Origin of the sequence: Aeromonas sp. s2, from assembly GCF_040907935.1 — a bacterium.
GTDB classification, from domain to species: Bacteria; Pseudomonadota; Gammaproteobacteria; order Enterobacterales; family Aeromonadaceae; genus Aeromonas; species Aeromonas dhakensis.
In genome coordinates this window covers 17,411-35,816 of sequence record NZ_JBFOCR010000021.1, presented here as the reverse complement: position 1 = coordinate 35,816, position 18,406 = coordinate 17,411, and the positions used below count along the sequence as shown (strand labels likewise).

The window sequence follows — 18,406 nt, the reverse complement described above, 5'->3', positions numbered from 1 at the left end:
ATGAAGATCAAACACGATCATCCCATTTGTCGGTCGCCGGGATGGTTCCGGTAGCGCAGGGGGAAGGTCATGACCATGCTTCATCTCAGTGGCAGTTCGTTCTTGATGCCGGGCAACCTCGCCTGGCGCCCCCTAGCTGAATACGGCGAAGTGCAGGTGGCCCCCCATGGCCAGTGGTTGCAGACCCTGATGCACCAGAGCGCCGATGCCGCGGCCGGAACCCACATCATCATCTGGTTGTGGGAAGATCTGGTGCCCGCCCGGACCCTGCAGGAGTGGGGCCATCTGGCGCAGAACGAGCAGCAGCTGGCGGTCGCCGCCTTTGTCGACGCGCTCTGCCTGCCTCTGTTGCAGCATCTGCAGCGCCGCCCGCAGGATCATCTGCTGGTGGGGGCCTGCAGCCATGCCCCGCTCTGCGTCTATGGCCCGGCCCCTGCCGTGCTCGCCGCGCTGGCCAGTGCGTTCGAGCAGCAGATGGCCCGCCTGCGCCTGCAGCAACCCGGCCTGGACGACCTGCACCTGCCGCTCTGGCTGCAACAGCATGGCCACCAGCGCTGCTTCGACCGGCGCAACCTCTATCTGATGTCCTGCCCCTTCTCCATGGCCGGTCTGGCCAGCCTGGCGCAGTGGATGCTCCCCTTGCTGCAGCGGTTGCAGCAACCCGCCCACAAGGTGCTGGTGCTCGACTGCGACAATACCCTGTGGGGCGGCGTGGTCGGTGAAGACGGTGTCGGCGGCGTCCTGCTGGGGCAGGACGGGATGGGCCGGCTCTACCAGGCCTTCCAGCAGGCGGCCAGCCACTGGCACGGGCAGGGCATAGTACTGGCGCTCTGCTCCAAGAATCTGGCGGACGATGTGTGGCGGCTGTTTGACGAGCATCCGGGCATGGTGCTGACACGGGCGCAGATCGCCGCCGCCGAAATCGGCTGGGAGCCCAAATCCCAGGGGCTGCGGCGGCTGGCAACCCGCCTCAATGTCGGGCTGGACAGCCTGGTCTTCTGGGATGACAGCGAGCTGGAGCGGGCCGAGGTGCGGGCCAACTGCCCCGAGGTGCTGGTGATTACCCCGCCGGCCGATCTCTGGAGCTGGCCGGATGTCCTGCTGACGCTGCCGGCCCTGTGCAGTCGCCACCAGAGCCGGGATGACGGCCTGCGGCAGCACTCCTATCAGGCCCAGGTCGAGGCCGAGGCGGTGCGCCGGCAACTGGGCGACGAGCACGCCTTCCTGCAGCAATTGGCGCTGCAGGCCGACTGGCAGCCGCTCTTCCCGGGCAACCAATTGCGAGCCGAACAGCTCAGCCAGAAGACCAATCAGTTCAACCTCTCCGGCCGCCGCTATCAGGCGGCGGAGCTGGCCCGGCTGGCCAGCGAGGGGGGCGAGGTCTGGCTGGCCAGCCTGCGAGACCGGTTCGCCGATCACGGCATGACGGCGCTGCTGGTGGTGCGCCCGCTCGATGAGGGCAGGGCGCTGCTGGATACCCTGGCCATCAGCTGCCGGGTACTGGGGCGCGGTTTTGAATACTGGCTGCTGGCGCAACTGGCAAACCATCTGCGGGCGCAAGGGGTGAGCGAGCTGGTCATCAGCCTAGTTGCCACCACCCGCAACCAGCCGGCACGGGATTTTCTGGCGAGCCTGCCAACCCGGCCGATAACCACTCCAGCGGGCTTGCTGCCGCTGGCGGACGAGCTGTTCCTCACGCTTGATCTCTGCTCTCTTTCTCTCCCGTTTTTGGAGTTCTATGCCAATGAATGACCTTATCGCGCTGGCACACCAGCAGTTTCCCCAGGCCAGCATCAATGCACAGTCTGCCCTCGGCAGCTTTCCCGAATGGGACTCTCTGGGTCACTTCAACCTGCTGCTGCTGGTCGAGCAGCACTATGCCGTGCGGTTCGAGCCGCACGAGCTGGCCGAGTTGAAGAGCCTGGCCGACATCCAGCAAGCCCTGCAGAGCAAAGGGGTTGCCGTGTGAAACAGGCGCTCGAGCAGGCGTTGACCGAGCTGGGGATCCCCAGAGGCGGCGCCCTGATGGTGCACTCGGATGCCATGGTGGTGGCCCAGTTTGCCGGCATGGGCAACGCCGCGGGCATTGCGGCTTTCTGGACATGCCTCGAGCAGTGGCTGGGCGGGCACCTGCTGGTGCCGACCTTCAGTTACAGCCCGATGGCGGACGAGTGCTTCGACCCTGCGCAGACCCCGAGCAAGGTGGGCTTGATGACGGAGCTGTTCCGCCAGCGGGAAGGTGTGGTCCGCACACTGGATCCCGTCTTCAGCATGGCGATCAGCGGCCCGCAGGGACCTGCGCTGGTGGCCCGGGAGTGCCACGACTGTTTCGGTCAGGAGAGCCCGTTCGGCTGGCTGGCGGAGCAGGACGGCTGGCTGCTGGGGCTGGGTTGCCACCCCGACCGCATCACCTTCACCCACTACGTGGAGCAGCGGCTGGCGGTCTCTTATCGCTATCACAAGATGTTTGCGGGCCAGGTGCGCGTCGATGGCCGCGTGCGGGAGTGGCAGGCGGATTACTATGTGCGCGACCTGTCGCTGGCCAGCGAAATCGACCTCTCCCGGCTGGTGGCCCTGCTGCAGGAGCGGGGCGTCTGGCGCCAGACGCTGTGCCAGCGGGTGCCGGTCTGGGCGGTATCGTGCCGCGACTTCATCCTGGCTGCCGGCGAGTTGCTGGCAGCGGCCCCATACGCCCTGATCCGGGCGGGAGGAGAGTCCCATGCAGTTTGATCACATCGGACTGGTGGTGCCGGACCTGGCGAGCGGTGTGGCCTATTGTCGCGACGTGCTGGGGCTGAGCCGCTTCTCGGCGGCGGTGGAAGATCCGCTGCAACGGGTCTGGGTGCAGTTCGTGCATGACGACCATGGTATCTGCTATGAGCTGGTCGCCCCGGCCGGCGAGGAGAGCCCGGTCACCCAGGTGCTCAAGACCCGGCGCAACGTCATCAACCACCTTGCCTATCGGGTGAGCAACCTGCAGGAGAGTGCCGAACGGCTGCGCGCGCAGCGCCACCTGCCCCTCGGGCCCAGCCAGCCGGCCATCGCGTTTGGCGGCGCCCACGTCCAGTTTTTCCTGAGCCCCCTTGGCCACATTGTCGAATTGATCGAGGCACCAACCCCATGAGTTTTTCACCCAAGAGCGGTTATCTGCCCACCGACTGGGACGACCAGGCACAAGTCGGTGAACAGCTGCATCGGCTGCTCACCCTGCTGTTTCCTCTCAACCGCAGCCTGACCGGGGACGGGGTTCGGCAGTCGCTGGCCCTGTGGCGCGAGCACTGTCTGCCCGAGCTGCAGATCCATGAAGTGGCCAGCGGCACCGAGTGCTTCGACTGGACCGTGCCTGACGAGTGGAACGTGCGGGAGGCCTACATAGTGGGGCCGGATGGACGCAGGGTGGTGGATTTCCAGGATCACAACCTGCATCTGGTCGGCTACTCGGAGCCGGTGCGCTGCACCCTCTCGCTGGCCGAACTGCAGCCCCATCTTCACTCTCTGCCCGAGCAACCGGACGCCATTCCCTATGTGACCTCCTACTACAAGCGCCGCTGGGGCTTCTGTCTGCCCCATCGACTGCGTGAGGCGCTGCCGGAGGGGGAATATCAGGTGGTGATCGATGCCACCCTGGCCCCGGGTTCGCTCACCTATGGTGACTGGGTGCTGCCGGGGGAGAGCGAGCAGGAGATCCTGCTGTCGAGCTACACCTGCCACCCCTCCATGGCCAACAACGAGCTCTCCGGCCCCTGTGTCGGCGTCTTTCTGATGGCCTGGCTGGCGTCACTGCCCACACGTCGCTACAGCTACCGGCTGATGCTGGTGCCTGAAACCCTGGGGGCCATCGTCTATCTCTCCCGCCATCTGGACCACCTCAAGCAGCGCACTCTGGCCGGCTTCAATCTGACCTGCCTTGGTGATGACCGCAGCTACTCCTTCCTGCCCTCACGCCAGGGCAACACGCTGGCGGATCGCATCGGTCGCCATGTGCTCGGCCATCTGGCGCCGGGCTACAAAGCCTACAGCTTCCTGGAGCGGGGCTCCAACGAGCGGCAGTTGTGTGCGCCCGGCATCGATCTGCCGGTCACCTCGGTGATGCGCAGCCGATACGGCTGTTATGCCGAGTACCACACCTCGCTCGATGACCTCTCGCTGGTGACGCCGGCCGGTCTGGCCGGCGGCTTCATGGCGCTGCGCCGGGCCATCGAGTGTCTGGAGCTGGACGAGCGCTGCGAGGTCACAGTGCTGGGCGAGCCCCAGCTCGGCAAGCGGGGGCTCTACCCGGATTTGTCGACCCGCTATTCGGGCTGGCAGGTGCGGGAGATGATGAATCTGCTGGCCTACAGCGACGGCAAGCTGACCCTGTTCGAGATCGCCGAGACCATAGGGGCGCCGTTCTGGCGGGTAGAGCCGCTGGCGCGGATGTTGCTGGATGCCGGGCTGCTGCGTCGTCTCAGCCCGCAACCGGACTACTCGATCACCAGATAGGCTGGTCCCGGGTTGTGCGGGGTGCGACGGATGGCGTAGCGATCCAGCCCCAGCACCTCCTTGAGGGCCAGGGTCTCCCCCGGGAAGGCGGGCCAGTTGAGCTCATCGAATGCCAGCACCGAGCCTTTGGTCAGGTACGGCTTGATGAGCTCGAGACAGCGGCGGGTCGGCTCGTAGAGATCAAAGTCAAAATAGGCCAGCGCTATCATTGTTTCCGGCTGACGAGCCAGATAGGCCGGCAGCGTCTCGGTCACATCCCCTTTCACCAGCTCATGCTTGACGATATGGTCCAACGGGCTTTCCGCCTCATGGGCGGCGAGCAGTTGGGCCAGATGCTGCTCGTAGCCCGGCGTCACCCCGTAGGCGCCGGGCTGGATGGCGGCGTCGCTGCCATCTTGCGGGGCGTGGGAAGGGAAGCCGCTGAAGGTATCGAATCCCACCAGTTTGCGGTTGTAGTTGTAGGGTTCATACATGCCGCGAAACGAGGAGAAGAGCGCCAGGTTCTGACCCCAGCGGGTGCCGAAATCCATGATGACGCCGTGGACCGGTACGATCTTCTGATACAGCTCGTGCATGAACAGGATGCGGGAGAGCGACTGGCGCTTGAGGTAGAGGCCCAGGTTGTTCTGCAGCTCGGCCGCGGGCAGCGGGCTGGCGTGCAGCAACTCGCTGAAGGTCTGGCGGCGTGACAGCTCTTGCTCGGAGGCGTTGGACATGGCCTTGATCATCAATGGTCTCCTGTGGGGGTGTCGCCGGCCGGGGTCGACAGGCCGTGCACCACTTCATATTCGAGGTAGTCGGCCAGCCCCAGCCAGTCCTGGCGTTCCTGGCACTGCAGCAGGGCGGCTACCAGTCCGGGCGGCAGGTTGCCCTGCTCGGTGAGCACCTCTTGCAGCAGTTCCGGCAGTGCCTGACTCGCGGCGACCGACTGCCCCAGCCGAAACTGGTGCGCCAGGGCGGTGAGGCGGGTGATCTGGCCGTTTTTCATTGCACGTACTCCGGGTGATAGCGGCAGCCGGCGATCTCCGCCCCCTCCCTGCTGCAGTTCCAGAACTGCACCTCGGGGTGGCGCGCTATGTAGCGCTCGAGCTCGGTGCGGTAGGCAGAAAAGTTCGGATTGGTCTTGACCCGCCGGCCATGGCCGTCGAGGGTCCAGCTGAGTGCCAGCGCGGCGCTGGGGCCGAGCGCACCGTCGGCCCAGCCCGAGTGGGTGAGCTCGCCGGGAAAGGCGAAGTCGGTGCCCAGCAGGATGACCTGGCGGCAACCCATCTGCACGGCGAGATCCACGGCAGGATGAATGACGCTGCCGCCCGAGTGCAACACGCCCTTGGGGATCGTCTGTCGCAGTTGTTGATACATGGGGCTGCGGGAGTAGGCGGTCTTGCGCGGCCCCTGCCAGGCCAGCAGGGCCGCCGTGGGTACCGTGGGGTAATAGACCAAAGTGGTCTGGGCCGACTGGGCGGCGGGCAGCCGGTTGCCGTGGATGGCGTCATCTATGGTGACGACGATGTCGGGCCGGATGTCGTGGCCAAGCAAGAACGCCAGCGCGGTATCGACGCTGATCAGCAGGTAGTCTTGCCGACGACTCTGCAGCTGGGCCTGCAGGGTGGCCAGGTTGTGCTGCAGGGTCGGGCCGCTCGCCACGATCAGCGCCTGCTTGCCCTGAGCCAGACCGAACAGGGAGGCCACATCGCCGTCACCGGCCAGCAGATCGCGGTTTTCGGCCAGCCGCCGGGTGACGTCGGGGTGCTCGGCGTCGAACCTGGCCCGGGCGAACGGCAAGTCTATTTCACTCACCAGCCGGTCGCGGATGCGGGCGGCGGCATCTTCCACCAGCAGCAGCTCGGGCGGCAGGGCGAAGAAGGGCAGCCGCACCTCCCCCTCGTCGCCGGCCATCATCAGCTCGACCTTGGGGTCCGTCAGCCAGTCCTGCTGGTCCAGCAGCCGCAGCACCAGGGCAAACAGGGCGCCATTCATGATCTTCACTTCCAGCCGCTTGAGGCTGCTGCGCCCCAGCAGGGCGCGCGGCAGATCGCCAAGCCCGGTGCCGTAGAGGTGCAGCACAGCTTGCTCGGGCAGGCTGGCGGCCTGCAGCTCGGCCTCCTTCACCCGATCGTGCCGGCTGGTGAGCTGGATACCGTGGAGGCTGAGGGTGGAGCCGAGCCCCTCGGTCAGTTCGGCCGGCAGGCTTTCCACGTCCTGTGCCAGCAGGCGGGGCCAGAGGGCGGGCCAGCGCTGGCTGATGAGCCTGCCGTGCTGGTTGAAGAGATCATCACTCATCGTTATCTATCCACTCCCAGCTCAGCGGTTGATTGGCGCTCAAGCTGCGGTTGACCCGCTTGCCGATGAGCCGATCGTAATCGGCCGGGGGCAGGCCGAGGGCGGGGCGCACCGACTTGATATGTTCTGCGGTGAGCACCTCGCCGGCGGCCATCTCCTTGACCAGATAGAGGGAGCGGCGAAACGCGCGGTTGCCCTGTTCACTGGCGGTGAGCTGGTAATCGGCCACCCCGAGGGCGGCATGGGCGGTATTGACCGAGGCCACCAGCTCGGTGAGTTCGGCCGGTTCCATGGAGAAGGCGCAATCCGGCCCGCCGTCGGCGCGGGCCAGGGTGAAGTGTTTCTCGATGAGGGTCGCCCCGAGCGCGGTGGCGGCGATGGCCGTGGCCGACCCCAGGGTGTGATCGGAGAGCCCCACCTCGACCCCGAAGCGCTGGCGCAACATGGGGATGGTACGCAGGTTGTATTCGGCTGCCGGCGCCGGATAGCCGCTGACGCAGTGCAGCAGGGCCACCTGGCCGTTGCCGTGCTTGAGTGCCATCTCGACCGCGGCGGCGATCTCGGCCTCGTTCGCCATGCCGGTGGACATGATGAGTGGCTTGCCGGTCTGGGCGGCGTAGCGGATGAGGGGCAAGTCCACCAGCTCGAAGGAGGCGATCTTGTAGGCCGGGCAGTCGAGGGATTCCAGCAGATCCACCGCGCTGAAGTCGAACGGACTGCTGAAGACCGTCAGCCCCAGCTCGCGCCCCTTGGCAAACAGGGCCTGATGCCACTCCCAGGGGGTGTGCGCCCACTCGTAAAGGTCGTACAGGTTGTGACCATCCCAGAGGCCGCCGTGGATCTGGAACTCGGGCCTGTCACTGTTGAGGGTGATGGTGTCGGGCCGGTAGGTCTGCAGCTTGACCGCGCTGGCCCCGGCCTCCCTGGCGGCGGTCATGATGGCCAGTGCGCGATCCAGGTTGCCGTTGTGGTTGGCCGACAGCTCGGCGATCACGTAGGGAGCCTGCGCCGGGCCGATGGATTGATGGGCGATCTGCATCTGTGTTCAGACTCCTGTGCCAAGTTGCCAGCCTTGCGGCGCCGGCTGCCAGGGGGCAGGGGGCGCTATCTGCGGTGGCTCGGCAAGATAGAGGGGAAATTGGGAGAAAATTGTCTGCAAGCGATGTGCCAGCTCTTGCCACTCCGTGGGCTGAAGTGGCCGGGCGGCCTGCCATGTCAGCCGCTGGCCGCTCAGGGTCAGGGTGAGCAGCAACTGGTCATCATGGCGTAGTTGCCACTGTTGGCCATCTGGTAACAGTTGATAATCCGATTGTTGCAGCAACCAGGAGGTGAGCCGATCCAGCCCCAGCCCGTCCACCTGCTGCTGGCCGCGGCGGCGGTAGTCGTCTGACTGTTGTTCAAGCCGTTGCAGAGCCTGCAGCAGCCGCTCAGGCTCGGCCAGCTCGCTCAGGGTCAGCCGCTCGGCCAGCTGAAAGCGGGCGATCACCTGGTCGTTGAACTGCTGGTTGTCGACGATGGGCACCGCCAGGGTCGGCAGGCCGAGACAGGCTCGCTCCCAGGTCATGCCGCCGGCGGCGCCGATGGCGAAGTCGTGCCGGCTCATCAGGTCGGCCATCTGGTCGCTCTGGCGCAGCAGCGCCAGGTCGAGGTCGGCCAGCTCGGCCACTCTCTGCTCCAGCTCGGGCCAGAAGGGATTGGCGCCGCCCGCCACCAGGGTCCAGCGGATGGTGCGGGCCCAGGGCAGCCGGGCCAGGCTGTTGAGGGTGATGAGGCAGGCGCCGGCCGGGTCGGCACCGCCAAAGCAGATAAGCCCCCTTTGCCACCGGTCTGTATGTTGACGTGCCAGCTGGCGATAGGCGGGACGCAGCAGGGCGTAGTCGGTGCCCAGCAGCAGCCGGCAGCCGGCGGGGGTGAGCGGCTGGTAATCGGCGACGCGGCGCAAGGGGCCCTGATCCAGCAGCAACTGGCAGTGGTGCGGCCGGTCGGCCAGATCATCGATCACCAGCACGCGGCCGCAGTGGACCGCCAGTTTTTGTTCGATTGTGTGGTCAATCTGGTAGTGATCGAATACCAGCCAATCGGGCTGCAGGCGAGGCAGGGCACCAGCGTCATCCAGCGCGCTCAGGGGATGATGGTGATGGGGTCGCAGCAGCGCCAGCAGGTGCGCCGGCAGATCGTGGCAGAGGAAGTGGCACTCGGCCCCGGCGGCGTGCAGCCGATCGGCGATGGCCAGGCAGCGCATCAGGTGGCCCAAGCCGATCTCGGCGCCGGCGTCGAGCCGGAAGGCAACCTTAAGCGTCATCTTGGGACAGCACTTGATAGAGCAGTTCGGCCAGGTGCCAATCTTCCGGCGTGTCGATGTCGACCACTCTGTGCCTTGGCAGTATGTGGCCAATCCCTTCTCCCCCCACCGGGCTGATCCCTCCCAGCCAGGCCGCGCGGCTGCCCCAGTAAAACTGACCGGCATCCTGATAGGCGGGCTCCAGATCCTGGGAGCGTTTCGCCATCTGCTCCGGCCAGAACGGTGTGACCCTGCCTTGTGCGTCCATGCGTACCGCCCGCTGGATCGGGAAGCCGAATTCGGCCACCGTGTAGACGAAGGGGGCCTTGCTGGCGAGCAGGCGATCGTGGGCGGCGCGCAGGTCGGCGGCCTGGATCAGCGGCACGGTGGCATAGATGCAGCAGTAGTGCTCTGCCTGGATGCTGAGCTGGTCGAGCCGCTGGATGGTGTCGATCACCACAGGGGTGGTGCCGGTATGGTCATCGGCCAGCGCGGCGCCCCGCAGGAAGGGCACCTCGGCCCCGAGGCGACGGGCCACCTCGGCGATCTCCGGGTCATCGGTGGAGACCACCACCCGACTGAAACAGCCCGAGTCTCTGGCTGCCCCGATGGCGTAGGCAATCATGGGCAAGCCGCAGAAGGGGCGGATGTTCTTGCGGGGAATGCGCTTGCTGCCGCCCCGTGCCGGGATGATGGCGATGGCCATGATGCTCTCTCCCTGAGGAGCCCGACGTGGTCGCCGAGCCGGATAATTGATGACAACTCGTTGATTATTTTTGAGATTATACCGAGTTTTCATCTTATATTATTGAGCTTTGCTACGGAATTGCCCGGTGATGGTCGATAACATGGGCAAGTGATGGGACGTCGTTGGTATTGAACATGAGTTATGGTGTCGAATTGCGCCCGCTCCAGCCCTGGGATCTGCCCACCCTGCGACGCTGGCGCAACCTGGACGAGGTGCGGTTGCAGATGGTGGAGCAGACGCTCATCTCCCCCCGCCAGCAACGGCAGTGGTTCGTCAGCAGCCTGGAACGGCCTGACCAGCAGCACTGGGTGCTCTGGTGCCGTGGCCTGCGGGCCGGCTACGTCAACCTGAAAGGGGAGACGAGGCAATCGCTGCAGGGGCAGCCGGTGGCCGATGCCGGCCTCTATCTGGGCCGCTCCAGCGTGCGCCACCCTATGCTGGCCGTCGCCGCCGCCCTGTCACAGCTCGATCAGGGCTTCGATACCTTCGGGCTCGGCTGCATCCGCACTCTGGTGCGCATCGGCAACGACGCCGCCCTGCGCCTCAACGCGCAGCTCGGCTATCGCCAACAGGGGCAACAGGGTGACTTCATCGCCCTCGAACTGCAGCCCGCCGACTATTATGCCGCCCGAGAACGGCTACGGAGATTTTTCAGATGACTACAGCGTTGGAACAGGTTTTTGCCGATGCCCTCGGCATCGACGTCGGCAGTGTCAGCGATCAGCTGGCCTACAACAGCATTCCCCAGTGGGACTCCGTCGCCCACATGGGCCTGATCGCCCAGCTGGAGGATTGCTACGGTGTGCTGCTCGATACCGATGACATCATCGACATGAGCTCGGTCGCCAAGGCGCGGGAGATCCTCGCCAAATACGGAGTCGCCCTCTGATGCAGGGGCTGCTGCAAGGCAAGCGGGTGTTGATCACCGGCGCTGGGCGCGGCATCGGGCTCGCCATTGCCCGGCTGTTTGCCGCGCAGGGGGCCGAGCTGTGGCTGGCGGGACGTGACGAGGCGGCCATGAGCCGGCTGGCTGATGAGCTCGGCGCCGAGTTCGGCGTACCTTGTCACTCGCTCTATGTCGACGTGGCGCAGCCGCAGGCAGTCAAGCAGGCCTTTCAGCAGCTGTTTGCCCAGACCAGAATGCTGGACGTGCTGGTCAACAATGCCGGCATGCTGGAAGAGGGGCTGCTCGGCATGGTCAATCAGGCCCAGCTGGAGCAGACCTTCAGCCACAACACCTTCAGCGTGGTCTATTGCAGCCAGTATGCCGCCCGCCTGATGCAGCGCAGCGGTGGCGGCAGCATCATCAATCTCGCCTCCCTGATGGGGCGGGTGGGTGCCGCCGGGCTTTGCAGCTATGCCGGCAGCAAGGCGGCGGTGATCGGCATCACCCAGTCGCTGGCCAAGGAGCTGGCCGCCAGCCAGATCCGGGTCAATGCCATCGCCCCCGGTTTCATCGACACCGAGATGGCCCACGCCATCCCGGACGACAAGTTTGCCGAGCGGCTCGCCAGCATCGCCATGGGGCGCATCGGCACGCCGGACGAAGTGGCCAAGGTGGCGCTGTTCCTCGCTTCCGACCTGGCAAGCTATGTGACCGGTCAGGTCATCGGTGTGGATGGAGGCATGACGGTCTGATGGATCACGCGCACGCACTGCTCGCCCACCTGCGGGAAGACAACCCGGCGCCGGCCTGGCGCGACCCGCAAGAGGGCTGGCTCTCCTACGGCGAGCTGGCACGGCGGCTGGCGCGGCTGGCGGCCGGCTATCCGGACGAGCGCAGCCTGGTCTATCTGCCCTTTTTCACCCGCACCGCCCACCTGCTGCACTATCTGGCGGCGCTCAAGCTGGGGCATGTCGTGATGTTGGCAGACCCGGCCCTCCCAGCGAGCCAGCACGATGCCAGCTGCCGGCAGTTTGGTGTGCGCTGGCGGGTCAATGACGTCGGCCAGCTGGAGCGGCTTGCCGCGACGACGCCCGCCCTGCACCCGGAACTGTCAGTATTGCTGCCGACTTCGGGCAGCACCGGCAGCGCCAAGTGGGTGCGGTTGTCGGGGCGCAATCTGGCGGCCAACGCCGCCTCCATCGCCGACTATCTGACGCTGACCGCGGCCGAGCGGGCCATCACCAGCCTGCCGCTGTACTACTCCTACGGCTTGTCGGTGCTCAACAGCCATCTGCTGGTGGGAGCCTCCCTGGTGCAGCACGAAGGGAGCGTGCTGGAGCGCGACTTCTGGCAGCAGGTCGATCTGCACGGCGTGAGCAGCTTTGCCGGGGTGCCCTTTACCTATCAGATACTGGCCCGGCTGCGCTTTGACTGGGCCCGCTACCCCTCGTTGCAGACCCTGACCCAGGCGGGCGGGCGTCTCGAACCCGCGCTGGCACAGCAGTTTGCCGAGCAGGCCCTGCGGCTGGAGCGGCGCTTTTTCGTCATGTACGGCCAGACCGAGGCCACCGCCCGCATGGCCTGGCTGGCAGCGCCCGAGGTGGCCGCTCATCCCGATGCCATCGGTCGCGCCATTCCCGGCGGCCAGTTCACCTTGCGCGCGCAGGAGGGGGGCAAGCCAGGGGAGGGGGAGCTGGTCTATCGCGGCGACAACGTCATGCTGGGTTACGCCGTTACGGCCGAGGATCTGGCGCTGGGCGCCCAGCTGCAGGAGCTGGCTACCGGCGATCTGGCCCGCTGTGACGAGGCGGGCCGCTACTACATCTGCGGCCGGCTCAGCCGTTTTCTCAAGCTGTTCGGCAAGCGGGTCAGCCTGGCGGAGGTCGAGAGCCAGCTCCATCGCTGGGGCTGGACGGGGGCCTGCGGTGGGCGTGACGACTGCCTGCTGGTGGCTGTCGAGCCCCGCGATGACTTGACGACCGACGGCTTGCTGCGCGAGCTGGCGCAGTGGCTGCAGGCCCCGCCGCGGGCGGTGCAGGTGGTGCAGGTGACACAACTGCCGCGCACCGCCAATCACAAGATTGACTACGCCGCCCTGGCCAGACTGGCGGGGGAGGCGTGATGGAGCAGTTGCTGAGCGCGCCGGTCTTCGCCCTGCCCCAGGCCGCCAAACAGGCGCTGCTGCTGGCGCGGCTCAACGCGCTGACTGCGCACCATCGGGCGCACTGCACGGCCTATGACAATGTGCTGCAAGCCTTCGGCTGGACGGCCGCGGCGACCGACTACGATGCGCTGCCCTACCTGGCGGCCCGGCTGTTCAAACTGGCCCAATGGCAGAGCGTGCCGCAGAGCGAGGTGTTCAAGGTGCTCACCTCGTCGGGCACCACGGGCTCGCCATCACGGATCGTGCTGGACAGGGAGACCGCCGCCCTGCAGAGCAAGGTGCTGGTGAAGATCCTGCAGGAGTTTGTTGGCAAGCAGCGCCTGCCCATGCTGCTGGTGGAGCAGCCCGCCCTCATCCAGAACCGCAGCGGCTTTTCGGCGCGGGGCGCGGGCGCGCTGGGGCTCTCCTTCCTCGGTCGTGATCATACCTATGCCCTCGACGAGCAGATGCGGCCCAATTGGCCGGTGATAGAGGCTTTTTGTGACAAATATGCCGGCCAGCCGGTGCTGCTGTTCGGCTTCACCTTCATGGTCTGGCAATGCCTGCTGGAGCCGCTGCGCGAGCGCGGCCTGCAATTGCCGCTGACGCAGGGCATTTTGTTTCACAGCGGCGGCTGGAAGAAGCTGCAGCACCTGGCGGTGGACAATTCCGCCTTCAAGGCCCGCTGCCGTGACCAGCTGGGGCTGGGCCGGGTACACAACTTCTACGGCATGGTGGAGCAGGTAGGCTCCATCTTCGTCGAGTGCGAGCAGGGTCACCTGCATGCTCCCGTGTTTGCCGATGTACAGGTGCGCGATCCGCTCACCCATCAGCCGCTCGGGATTGGCAGCCCAGGCCTGCTGCAGGTGCTCTCCGCCATTCCCGGCAGTTATCCCGGCCACAGCCTGCTGAGCGAGGATCTCGGCGTGCTGCTGGGGGAGGATGACTGCCCTTGTGGCCGCCATGGCCGTTATTTTCACGTAGCGGGACGCCAGCACGGCGCCGAGGTGAGGGGATGCAGCGACACCTTCCAATGACCCCGTCCGGGACGATCACAGTGCTCTGGCAGGAGGGGCCGGCGGTCAGCTTCGTGGCCCCGACGACGGGCTGGCCAACCTTCTGCCCGCAGCCGCTGCCCTGCTTTGCCCCCGTCATCTGCGATTTCGTGGCGGCGCTGTCGGCCCGCCTGCAACAAGAGGGGCGTCGTCACCCCGATCTGGCCGCATTCGGTTTCTGGCTGCGGCCCCGCCAGCTGGCCAGAGAACAGCTGCGTTTGCAGGGACGGGGGCCGCTGGGGGTCACCTTTCACCTGGTGCCCTCCAACGTGCCGACGGTGGCTTTCTACTCCTGGTTGATGGCCCTGTTGATGGGCAACCCCTGCGTGGTGCGGCTGTCGTCACGTCGCGATCCGCAGCAGGAGGCCATGCTGGCGATCCTCAACGAACTGTTCAGCCTCGGTGAATGGCAAGAGATCGCCGCCCGTACCCGCTTCATTCGCTATGAGCACGACGAGGACATCACCGCCTGGCTGTCGGTGCGCTGCCGGCTACGCATCATCTGGGGCGGCGACGAGACCATCCGTCAGGTGCGGGCCATTCCCCTGGCACCAACGGCGCAGGAGGTGGTGTTTCCGGATCGCCGCTCGATGGCGGTGCTCGACAGCCGCTGGCTGGCCGGGCTGGATCCGCAAGAGTGGCAACGGACGCTGGATGCTTTACAACAGGACTGCACCCGTTTCAACCAGCAGGCCTGCGCCTCGCCGACCACTCTCTGCTGGCTGGGCGAGCCCGACGAGGGGCTGCGCCGCCGCCTGCTGGAAGCCCTGTTTGCCCCCTTTGCCGCCGATCCCGCCCTGGCGATGGAACGACTCATCCACAGTCAACAAAATGCCGCCGAGCAGGGGGCAATGAAGGTGACCAGCTTGCCCGGCGTCACCTTATTGACTCCGGCGAGCGGGCTGCGGCTCGCACACGTCGGAGGAGGTACAGTTGCCGAATTTGTGGCCGATACCCTGAATGAGCTGCTGGCACAACCCTGGGACATGCAGACCTGCGTCTGGGTCGGCGGTGACAGGGCCGGGGTCGAAGCGGTGCTGCCGACTGCCCCGACCTGCCGGATTGACCGGGTGGTGGCGCCGGGACAGGCGCTCGCATTCGAATGGCACTGGGATGGCATCGACATGCTGCAATTGTGCAGTCGTGGCCTCAGCCGACGCGAATAATCGGGTGTGGCTCACATAAATCCAGCAGCTTCAATGGATTAGCTTGGTCAGGCATACCTCTTGCAGTAAAACCTGACAGAGAGGGAGAAGGGTTGACAGGGACCGTGCGGTAGCCTTGCCCATTTTCTCCTATCCGCTTCTTTTCTATTCATTTTCCCTTGGATTTCCCTATGAAAGTCAGCGTATTGGTGCCCGTCTACAATCTGGCGCGCTTCATCGAACCCTGCCTGCTCAGCCTGCTCGAACAGCAGACGGATTTCGAGTTCGAGGTGATCGCCATCGATGACGGCTCTAGTGATGACTCCTGGTCCATCATGCAGCGGCTGGCACGGCAGTGGCCGACCCTGCGGGCCCTGCAAAACGAACAGAACATGGGGCTGGCCAGAACCCAGAAGCGGCTGCTTGGTGAAGCAAAAGGGGCTTACCTTGCCTATGTGGATGGCGACGACCTGGCCTTGCCGGGCAAGCTGCAGCGTCAGGCAGACTACCTGGACGCGCACCCCGGCTGCACGCTTTGCTATCACGAGGCGGAGATGTTTGATGATGAGACCGATGCGTGCATCAAGCTCTTCACTCGTGATTACTACAATGCCCGTTACCTCGAACCCGTGATGACGCGGGAGGCGTTGATCCGCTTCGGGGTCTTCGTCAATGCCAGCTCCATCATGTTCCGCCGCTATGACGGCATGGCCGATGCCATCGATGAAGGGTGCAAGATCATTCTCGATTATCCCTGGCACATCCTGAATCTCTCCCTCAATCCGGGCACCCTGGATTTCATCCCCGAGCTGCTGGGGCGTTATCGCTTCCATACTCAGAGCTTCGGCGGGCAGACCCGCAAATCCGCAGAGCGGCGTGAGCAGTCGCTGCGCGACCTGCTGCGCGCCTGTGACAATGCCGCTGCATTCGGTGCAGACCCGGTGGTCATTGCCCAGGGGCGTGCCCATCACTACTACTCTGCCGCGCTCTACTTTTTGCGGCAGGATGATGTCGCCCGCTTTACTCAGCTCATCGAGCAGTCGGCGGCAGAGGTTGCGGAGCTGGCCCCTGGCTGGTTCTTCGACGAGCGCCATCAACTGGCGTGGGCGCAGCGGGCCCATCCCGCCCGGGTCGTGCAACAACTGTTTGGAGAAGCGGCGTGAGTTATCAGGCAATCGTCATTGGCGCCGGGCTCTCCGGTGCCGTTATGGCTGAACGAATGGCCAGCCAGCTTGGCTGGAAGGTACTGGTGCTGGAACAGCGCGACCACATCGGGGGCAACTGTTTCGACGAGTATGACAAACATGGCGTGCTGATCCATCGCTATGGGCCGCACCTCTTCCATACCGACAGCAAGGAGGTGTGGGATTACCTGTCGCAGTTTACCGAGTGGTTGCCTTACGAGCATCGCGTGCTGTCACGTATCGACGGGCAGTTGGTGCCTATCCCGTTCAACCTGACCAGCATCGAGCGCTGTTTCCCCGCCGACAAGGCCGGCGCCATGATTGAGGCCCTGCGCACCCGGTTCGGGGATAACGCCAGAGTACCGATTCTCGAACTGCGCAAGGAGCAGGATCCCCTGCTGGGCGAACTGGCGGATTTCATCTATCAGAAGGCCTTCGTCAACTACACCAGCAAACAGTGGGGGGTACCGCCCGAGCAGATCTCCCCCGAGGTGACGGCGCGGGTACCCGTGGTGGTCAGTCGGGATGATCGCTACTTTACCGACTCCTGGCAGGCGGTGCCGGCCGCAGGCTATACCTCCATGTTTGAGCGCATGCTCGCGCACCCGCTGATTGAAGTTAGGCTGTCGACTCCCATGGTGCTGCGTGTCTCGTTGGACTGGGAAAAGAAAGTAATTCTGTTGGATGGGGAGGTTTTTAACGGTCCAGTCATTTACACAGGTATGATTGATGCACTTATTCCGGACAATCCCGAGCCACTACCATATCGCTCATTACGTTTTGAGCATCAGCATATTAAGCAAGCGCAATTTCAATCGGTGGCGACAGTCAACTATCCCAATGAAGAGCAGTTTACCCGTATTACCGAGTTTAAACATCTGACTGGACAGGTGAAACCAGATACCAGCATTGTTACTGAGTATCCATGTGATTATCTTTCTGAATATGGTCTTGAACCTTACTATCCTATGTTACAAGATTCTACGATGAAACGATATCTACTATATAAAGATACTCTAGAGAAAATGAAAAATTTATTTCTCCTCGGTAGATTAGCTGAGTATAAGTACTTTGATATGGATGATAGTGTCTCTAATAGTTTGGAAAAATTCAGGGTTTTCGATAGGGGATAATAAATGAAGACCGCGTTGATTATTGGTGTAACTGGTCAAGATGGCTCATACCTTGCCGAAATTTTGATTGGTAAGGGGTATATTGTTCATGGCGTAAAACGACGTACCTCGATGTTTAACACTGGAAGAATTGAACATCTGTATCAGGATATCCATGTTCGAGAAAGACAGTTTCATCTCCATCATGGTGATATTACTGACTCCAGCAATATGTTGCGTTTGATCCAGCAAATTCAGCCGGATGAAATCTATAATTTGGCAGCTCAGAGTCATGTAGCTGTGTCTTTTGAACAACCTGAATATACGGCGAATGTCGATGCCTTGGGGCCTTTACGTATTCTTGAGGCTATCCGAATTTTAGGGTTACAGAATAAAACGAGGTTTTATCAAGCTTCCACATCTGAACTATATGGATTAGTTCAATCTATTCCGCAAAATGAGAACACACCTTTCTATCCCCGGTCTCCTTATGGTGTGGCAAAGCTATATGCATACTGGATTACAGTAAATTATCGTGAGGCATATGGCATCTATGCATGTAATGGTATATTGTTTAATCATGAATCCAGTCGGCGTGGTGAAACCTTCGTAACTAGAAAAATAACCCGTGGTTTATCTAGAATTAAAGTAGGATTGGATGAAAAATTATATCTTGGTAATCTTGATTCTCTAAGAGACTGGGGACATGCCAAAGATTATGTAGAAATGCAATGGCTTATGCTGCAGCAGGACAAGCCAGAGGACTATGTAATAGCCACAGGACAGCAACACAGTGTCAGAGAGTTTGTTGTACGCTGCGCTAAAAAACTCGGAATGAATATCGAATGGAGTGGACAAGGTGTTGATGAGAAAGGTTATGATCAGAATGGTCGGTGCATTGTAGAAGTTGACCCATTTTATTTTAGACCGACAGAAGTTGAAACATTGTTAGGGGATGCATCAAAAGCTCGCAAAGAGTTAGGTTGGGAGCCATCAATAACTTTTGAAGAGATGGTGGATGAAATGATTGAGCACGATCTCATTGAAGCTAAGCAGACACTACTCTTGCAAACAACGACACTGGACTAAA

20 protein-coding genes are annotated in these 18,406 nt (G+C 63.2%); 14 read left to right on the top strand and 6 right to left on the bottom strand.

Going from position 1 to position 18,406, the window contains the following annotated elements; all coding sequences use genetic code 11:
* The first annotated feature begins 69 nt into the window (after window positions 1–69).
* From AB5Y81_RS17530 to AB5Y81_RS17510, 5 genes are read left to right on the top strand one after another with little or no spacing between them, the layout of a single operon-like run.
* On the top strand, window positions 70–1,752 hold the full coding sequence (locus AB5Y81_RS17530; protein WP_279485130.1) for an HAD-IIIC family phosphatase: 1,683 nt from the start codon (window positions 70–72) through the stop codon (window positions 1,750–1,752).
* Complete coding sequence (locus AB5Y81_RS17525; RefSeq protein WP_094698603.1) at window positions 1,745–1,969, top strand: acyl carrier protein; 225 nt, start codon at window positions 1,745–1,747, stop codon at window positions 1,967–1,969. Before AB5Y81_RS17530 ends, AB5Y81_RS17525 begins: the two co-directional genes overlap by 8 nt.
* A complete protein-coding gene (locus tag AB5Y81_RS17520; RefSeq protein ID WP_279485131.1) occupies window positions 1,966–2,730 on the top strand; it encodes an AAC(3) family N-acetyltransferase in 765 nt (254 codons plus the stop codon). The genes AB5Y81_RS17525 and AB5Y81_RS17520 overlap by 4 nt, the downstream gene beginning before the upstream one ends.
* A complete protein-coding gene (locus AB5Y81_RS17515) occupies window positions 2,720–3,124 on the top strand; it encodes a VOC family protein (RefSeq protein ID WP_139398567.1) in 405 nt (134 codons plus the stop codon). The genes AB5Y81_RS17520 and AB5Y81_RS17515 overlap by 11 nt, the downstream gene beginning before the upstream one ends.
* On the top strand, window positions 3,121–4,482 hold the full coding sequence (locus tag AB5Y81_RS17510) for a DUF4910 domain-containing protein (RefSeq protein WP_279485132.1): 1,362 nt from the start codon (window positions 3,121–3,123) through the stop codon (window positions 4,480–4,482). Before AB5Y81_RS17515 ends, AB5Y81_RS17510 begins: the two co-directional genes overlap by 4 nt.
* On the opposite strand, the gene AB5Y81_RS17505 is transcribed toward AB5Y81_RS17510, so the two are convergent.
* From AB5Y81_RS17505 to pseF, 6 genes are read right to left on the bottom strand one after another with little or no spacing between them, the layout of a single operon-like run.
* Window positions 4,464–5,210, bottom strand: coding sequence for a class I SAM-dependent methyltransferase (locus tag AB5Y81_RS17505; protein ID WP_123246500.1), 747 nt, complete (start codon window positions 5,208–5,210; stop codon window positions 4,464–4,466). The two genes, AB5Y81_RS17510 and AB5Y81_RS17505, sit on opposite strands and share 19 nt — an antisense overlap.
* Window positions 5,210–5,470 carry a hypothetical protein gene (locus AB5Y81_RS17500; protein WP_279485133.1) on the bottom strand — a complete coding sequence of 87 codons (261 nt, stop codon included), beginning with the start codon at window positions 5,468–5,470 and terminating at the stop codon, window positions 5,210–5,212. The genes AB5Y81_RS17505 and AB5Y81_RS17500 overlap by 1 nt, the downstream gene beginning before the upstream one ends.
* Window positions 5,467–6,762, bottom strand: a complete 1,296-nt coding sequence (locus AB5Y81_RS17495) for a motility associated factor glycosyltransferase family protein (RefSeq protein WP_279485134.1) — start codon at window positions 6,760–6,762, stop codon at window positions 5,467–5,469. Before AB5Y81_RS17495 ends, AB5Y81_RS17500 begins: the two co-directional genes overlap by 4 nt.
* Window positions 6,755–7,801: a pseudaminic acid synthase gene (pseI, locus tag AB5Y81_RS17490; protein WP_368146745.1), complete on the bottom strand. Its 1,047-nt coding sequence runs from the start codon at window positions 7,799–7,801 to the stop codon at window positions 6,755–6,757. Before pseI ends, AB5Y81_RS17495 begins: the two co-directional genes overlap by 8 nt.
* Window positions 7,802–7,807: 6 nt before the next feature.
* The gene (gene pseG / locus AB5Y81_RS17485) at window positions 7,808–9,064 is read right to left on the bottom strand and encodes a UDP-2,4-diacetamido-2,4,6-trideoxy-beta-L-altropyranose hydrolase (RefSeq protein WP_279485136.1); all 1,257 of its coding nucleotides are present in this window, start codon (window positions 9,062–9,064) and stop codon (window positions 7,808–7,810) included.
* Entirely contained in the window at window positions 9,054–9,749 is a 696-nt protein-coding gene (pseF, locus tag AB5Y81_RS17480) for a pseudaminic acid cytidylyltransferase (protein WP_279485137.1), read from the bottom strand. Before pseF ends, pseG begins: the two co-directional genes overlap by 11 nt.
* A 164-nt stretch (window positions 9,750–9,913) precedes the next feature.
* Between pseF and AB5Y81_RS17475 the strand changes: the two genes are divergently transcribed.
* From AB5Y81_RS17475 to gmd, 9 genes are all read left to right on the top strand, one after another.
* A complete protein-coding gene (locus AB5Y81_RS17475) occupies window positions 9,914–10,450 on the top strand; it encodes a GNAT family N-acetyltransferase (protein WP_279485138.1) in 537 nt (178 codons plus the stop codon).
* Window positions 10,447–10,680: an acyl carrier protein gene (locus AB5Y81_RS17470; protein ID WP_005306726.1), complete on the top strand. Its 234-nt coding sequence runs from the start codon at window positions 10,447–10,449 to the stop codon at window positions 10,678–10,680. Before AB5Y81_RS17475 ends, AB5Y81_RS17470 begins: the two co-directional genes overlap by 4 nt.
* Entirely contained in the window at window positions 10,680–11,429 is a 750-nt protein-coding gene (locus tag AB5Y81_RS17465; protein ID WP_279485139.1) for an SDR family NAD(P)-dependent oxidoreductase, read from the top strand. The genes AB5Y81_RS17470 and AB5Y81_RS17465 overlap by 1 nt, the downstream gene beginning before the upstream one ends.
* Window positions 11,429–12,799, top strand: coding sequence for an AMP-binding protein (locus AB5Y81_RS17460; protein WP_279485140.1), 1,371 nt, complete (start codon window positions 11,429–11,431; stop codon window positions 12,797–12,799). The genes AB5Y81_RS17465 and AB5Y81_RS17460 overlap by 1 nt, the downstream gene beginning before the upstream one ends.
* A complete protein-coding gene (locus AB5Y81_RS17455) occupies window positions 12,799–13,857 on the top strand; it encodes an acyl-protein synthetase (RefSeq protein WP_268027883.1) in 1,059 nt (352 codons plus the stop codon). The genes AB5Y81_RS17460 and AB5Y81_RS17455 overlap by 1 nt, the downstream gene beginning before the upstream one ends.
* Window positions 13,854–15,041: an acyl-CoA reductase gene (locus AB5Y81_RS17450; RefSeq protein ID WP_279485521.1), complete on the top strand. Its 1,188-nt coding sequence runs from the start codon at window positions 13,854–13,856 to the stop codon at window positions 15,039–15,041. Before AB5Y81_RS17455 ends, AB5Y81_RS17450 begins: the two co-directional genes overlap by 4 nt.
* A gap of 158 nt (window positions 15,042–15,199) precedes the next feature.
* Window positions 15,200–16,183 carry a glycosyltransferase family A protein gene (locus tag AB5Y81_RS17445; protein WP_017779509.1) on the top strand — a complete coding sequence of 328 codons (984 nt, stop codon included), beginning with the start codon at window positions 15,200–15,202 and terminating at the stop codon, window positions 16,181–16,183.
* Window positions 16,180–17,337, top strand: a complete 1,158-nt coding sequence (gene glf, locus AB5Y81_RS17440; RefSeq protein ID WP_279485141.1) for a UDP-galactopyranose mutase — start codon at window positions 16,180–16,182, stop codon at window positions 17,335–17,337. Before AB5Y81_RS17445 ends, glf begins: the two co-directional genes overlap by 4 nt.
* A gap of 3 nt (window positions 17,338–17,340) precedes the next feature.
* Window positions 17,341–18,405: a GDP-mannose 4,6-dehydratase gene (gmd, locus tag AB5Y81_RS17435; RefSeq protein WP_017779511.1), complete on the top strand. Its 1,065-nt coding sequence runs from the start codon at window positions 17,341–17,343 to the stop codon at window positions 18,403–18,405.
* The last annotated feature ends 1 nt before the right edge of the window (window position 18,406 follow it).

Bases quoted from the DNA above. Each gene is read 5' to 3' on its own strand.
- AB5Y81_RS17530 (WP_279485130.1), top strand. From the start codon at position 70: ATGACCATGCTTCATCTCAGTGGCAGTTCGTTCTTGATGCCGGGCAAC.
- AB5Y81_RS17525 (WP_094698603.1), top strand. From the start codon at position 1,745: ATGAATGACCTTATCGCGCTGGCACACCAGCAGTTTCCCCAGGCCAGC.
- AB5Y81_RS17515 (WP_139398567.1), top strand. From the start codon at position 2,720: ATGCAGTTTGATCACATCGGACTGGTGGTGCCGGACCTGGCGAGCGGT.
- AB5Y81_RS17510 (WP_279485132.1), top strand. From the start codon at position 3,121: ATGAGTTTTTCACCCAAGAGCGGTTATCTGCCCACCGACTGGGACGAC.
- AB5Y81_RS17505 (WP_123246500.1), bottom strand. From the start codon at position 5,210: ATGATCAAGGCCATGTCCAACGCCTCCGAGCAAGAGCTGTCACGCCGC.
- AB5Y81_RS17500 (WP_279485133.1), bottom strand. From the start codon at position 5,470: ATGAAAAACGGCCAGATCACCCGCCTCACCGCCCTGGCGCACCAGTTT.
- AB5Y81_RS17495 (WP_279485134.1), bottom strand. From the start codon at position 6,762: ATGAGTGATGATCTCTTCAACCAGCACGGCAGGCTCATCAGCCAGCGC.
- pseI (WP_368146745.1), bottom strand. From the start codon at position 7,801: ATGCAGATCGCCCATCAATCCATCGGCCCGGCGCAGGCTCCCTACGTG.
- pseG (WP_279485136.1), bottom strand. From the start codon at position 9,064: ATGACGCTTAAGGTTGCCTTCCGGCTCGACGCCGGCGCCGAGATCGGC.
- pseF (WP_279485137.1), bottom strand. From the start codon at position 9,749: ATGGCCATCGCCATCATCCCGGCACGGGGCGGCAGCAAGCGCATTCCC.
- AB5Y81_RS17470 (WP_005306726.1), top strand. From the start codon at position 10,447: ATGACTACAGCGTTGGAACAGGTTTTTGCCGATGCCCTCGGCATCGAC.
- AB5Y81_RS17465 (WP_279485139.1), top strand. From the start codon at position 10,680: ATGCAGGGGCTGCTGCAAGGCAAGCGGGTGTTGATCACCGGCGCTGGG.
- AB5Y81_RS17460 (WP_279485140.1), top strand. From the start codon at position 11,429: ATGGATCACGCGCACGCACTGCTCGCCCACCTGCGGGAAGACAACCCG.
- AB5Y81_RS17455 (WP_268027883.1), top strand. From the start codon at position 12,799: ATGGAGCAGTTGCTGAGCGCGCCGGTCTTCGCCCTGCCCCAGGCCGCC.
- AB5Y81_RS17450 (WP_279485521.1), top strand. From the start codon at position 13,854: ATGACCCCGTCCGGGACGATCACAGTGCTCTGGCAGGAGGGGCCGGCG.
- gmd (WP_017779511.1), top strand. From the start codon at position 17,341: ATGAAGACCGCGTTGATTATTGGTGTAACTGGTCAAGATGGCTCATAC.